General features: G+C 56.0%; 2 protein-coding genes and 1 pseudogene. 1 reads left to right on the top strand and 2 read right to left on the bottom strand.

The genetic code is table 11. The features are described 5' to 3' along the window. Nucleotides 1–656 (bottom strand): metallophosphoesterase (locus RTK32_RS20700; RefSeq protein WP_409451121.1); only part of this gene is annotated, 656 nt, incomplete at its 3' end. A 456-nt stretch (nt 657–1112) separates the two neighbouring features. On the opposite strand from RTK32_RS20700, the gene ybaL reads away from it, so the two are divergent. Then, entirely contained in the window at nt 1113–2792 is a 1680-nt protein-coding gene (ybaL, locus tag RTK32_RS20695) for a YbaL family putative K(+) efflux transporter (RefSeq protein WP_312047233.1), read from the top strand. Between the two features lie 32 nt (nt 2793–2824). Here the strand turns inward: ybaL and RTK32_RS20690 are convergent. Continuing rightward, nucleotides 2825–2956, bottom strand: a pseudogene (locus RTK32_RS20690) (inosine/guanosine kinase); the annotation flags it as partial.

The following is a 2956-nucleotide window of genomic DNA, read 5'->3' as shown; positions in this document are numbered from 1 at the left end:
ACATTGGAGCCGAGATTGCCATAGTCGTAATGGCGCATATGCGTCGCCGCAATAATCACGTCTGGCTTCTCCTGCTGACGCAGCGTTTCCACCACTGCCTTCGCTTCCGTGGCCGGTTTATGAAAAGCGATGTCGGTAAAATTTTCCGGGTTGCCAATCTTAGCTGTATCGTCCGTCGTCAGCCCGATCACCGCAATTTTCAGACCCATACGGTTGAACAGCGCATAGGGCTGGAAGAGGCGCTTGCCCGTGCTTTTTTGATAGATATTGGCGGAAAGCAGCGGGAATTTCGCCCACTTCTGCTGTTGGCGCAGCACGGAGAGTGGATTATCAAACTCGTGATTGCCAATGGCCATCGCATCATAACCAATCAGGTTCATGCCGCGAAAATCGGGTTCAGCATCCTGCAGATCCGATTCCGGTACGCCGGTATTGATATCGCCGCCTGAGAGGATCAGTACCGCGCCGCCGTGTGCCTGCACATCGTAGCGGATCTGATCCATCATGGTTTTTTGTGCAGCCAGCCCATATTCATCGTGTTCGTTTTGCCAGAAGCGACCATGATGATCGTTGGTATGCAGTACGGTGAATTTATAGACTCGGTCTTTAACCCAGGCCTGTGCGGCGATGGGCGCGCTGAGTAAAGCTAAAGCCAACAGCGTCAGCGAGTTTTTTTTCAATAAAAGCACAGCGGATCTCCTTGTTTCAGCACTTATAAGGCTGTCTTCAGCAATCTACACCAGGCGCGACGAATGGCAAGCGGGGCCGTCTGCCACCGGGTGAATGGCAGGTTATCACAGCAGGCGTAACGGTAAGATGACGGGTGAATCTGTAGGGTTGCTGCGTGCGCCCCCTGTTTATCGGGATTCCGTACAACATTACGGCAGGAATGTCGCCTGCTTCCTCTGAAATAATTGCGTGGCTGGTGGCGCAAAGACAACAGGCGCCCGGCCCGGCCGTCACTTAACTGTTAAAAATAAAACGGTGCGGCTTTTTTTGGCCACCATGCCTTTTTTTCACATCTTTACCTGGATGGAGTACGCGGGACAGGCAGGTATACCATACACTTTAAGCTTACATTCGGATACATTTGCACTGGCAAGGAGAGAAGCATGCACCACACCACCCCGCTTATCACTACCATTGTCGGCGGGCTTGTGCTCGCTTTTCTCCTGGGGATGCTGGCGAACCGACTGCGCATCTCTCCACTGGTGGGATACCTGGTCGCGGGCGTGCTGGCTGGCCCCTTTACGCCCGGTTTTGTTGCTGATACCAACCTGGCCCCGGAGTTGGCAGAGCTGGGCGTGGTACTGCTGATGTTCGGCGTCGGCCTGCATTTTTCGCTGAAGGATCTGATGGCGGTTAAAGCAATCGCCATCCCCGGGGCCGTGGCGCAAATCGCCGTCGCCACGCTGCTGGGAATGATCCTTTCTTCCGTGCTGGGCTGGCCATGGATGACCGGTCTGGTCTTCGGCCTTTGTCTTTCCACGGCCAGCACCGTGGTGCTGCTGCGCGCACTGGAAGAGCGACAGCTTATCGACAGCAAGCGGGGACAAATCGCTATCGGCTGGCTGATTGTGGAAGACCTGGTGATGGTGCTGGCACTGGTGCTGCTCCCGGCTATTGCAGGCATGTTTGAACAAGGCAACGCCAGCGTAAGTATGCTGCTGATCGATTTGCTGATCACCATCGGTAAAGTCGTGGCCTTTATGGTGTTAATGATGGTGGTGGGTCGACGTGCGGTACCCTGGATCCTTGCCCGCAGCGCCGCGACCGGCTCCCGAGAGCTTTTTACCCTGGCCGTGCTGGCACTGGCGCTCGGCATCGCTTTCGGCGCGGTGGAATTTTTTGACGTTTCCTTCGCGCTCGGCGCTTTTTTCGCGGGCATGGTGCTGAACGAGTCCGAGTTGAGCCATCGTGCTGCGCACGATACGCTGCCGCTACGCGATGCCTTTGCAGTGCTTTTTTTCGTTTCCGTTGGCATGCTGTTCGACCCGATGGTTCTGCTGGACCAACCGCTGGCCGTTGCAGGCGTGCTGGCTATTATCGTGCTGGGCAAGTCGCTGGCCGCGTTGGTACTGGTGCTGCTGTTCGGCTACTCCCGCCGTACCGCGCTGACTATTTCGGTGAGCCTGGCGCAGATCGGCGAATTTGCGTTTATCCTTGCCGGATTAGGCATTTCGCTAAAGCTACTGCCTGAGGAAGGCCGCAATCTGGTGCTGGCAGGGGCTATCCTCTCCATCATGCTTAATCCGCTTCTTTTTGCGCTGCTGCAGCGTTACCTGGGTAAAAAAGAGGCCGAAGCAGAACGCTCAGCCACCGCGATGACGGAGGAAAAGCAACTCCCGGTCGATTTCTGTCATCATGCGATTATTGTTGGCTTTGGCCGTGTCGGTAGCCTGTTGGGCAGGAAACTGATAGAAAACGGCGTGCCGATTGTAGTGGTGGAGAACAGCCGTACGCGGGTGGAAGCCCTAAGAGCACAAGGGATAAGTGCCGTGTTGGGCAACGCTGCGCGTACGGAAACCATGGAGCTGGCGCGTCTGGACTGCGCTCGCTGGTTACTGCTGACTATTCCGAACGGCTTTGAGGCCGGAGAGATCGTTACCGCTGCACGGGTGAGGCGGCCATCAATTGAGATTCTGGCACGGGCGCATCATGACGAAGAAGTGAATTATATTACCGAACGCGGCGCTAATCAGGTCGTCATGGGCGAACGGGAAATTGCCAACAGCATGCTGAATATTCTGCTGGCCGAAAAGGAAAGCGCGCCGCAACCGTGTCCGCTCTGAAAAAGCGGCCTCTCTGAAAGAGGCAGCCCGTCTTATCTTTCCCAGTAGGACTCTTCCAGGCTGTCTTCGCGCTCCGGCAGCCCGCGAGTCAGGCGCGGCGAGTGCTGGTTTAACACCTGATAGCTGACACGGTTGGCATATTTACATACCTGCGCCAGAGAGGA

This window comes from Erwinia sp. (assembly GCF_031978025.1).
In the GTDB taxonomy this organism is placed as follows: Bacteria; Pseudomonadota; Gammaproteobacteria; order Enterobacterales; family Enterobacteriaceae; genus Erwinia.
This window is presented reverse-complemented; position numbering and strand designations above follow the sequence as displayed.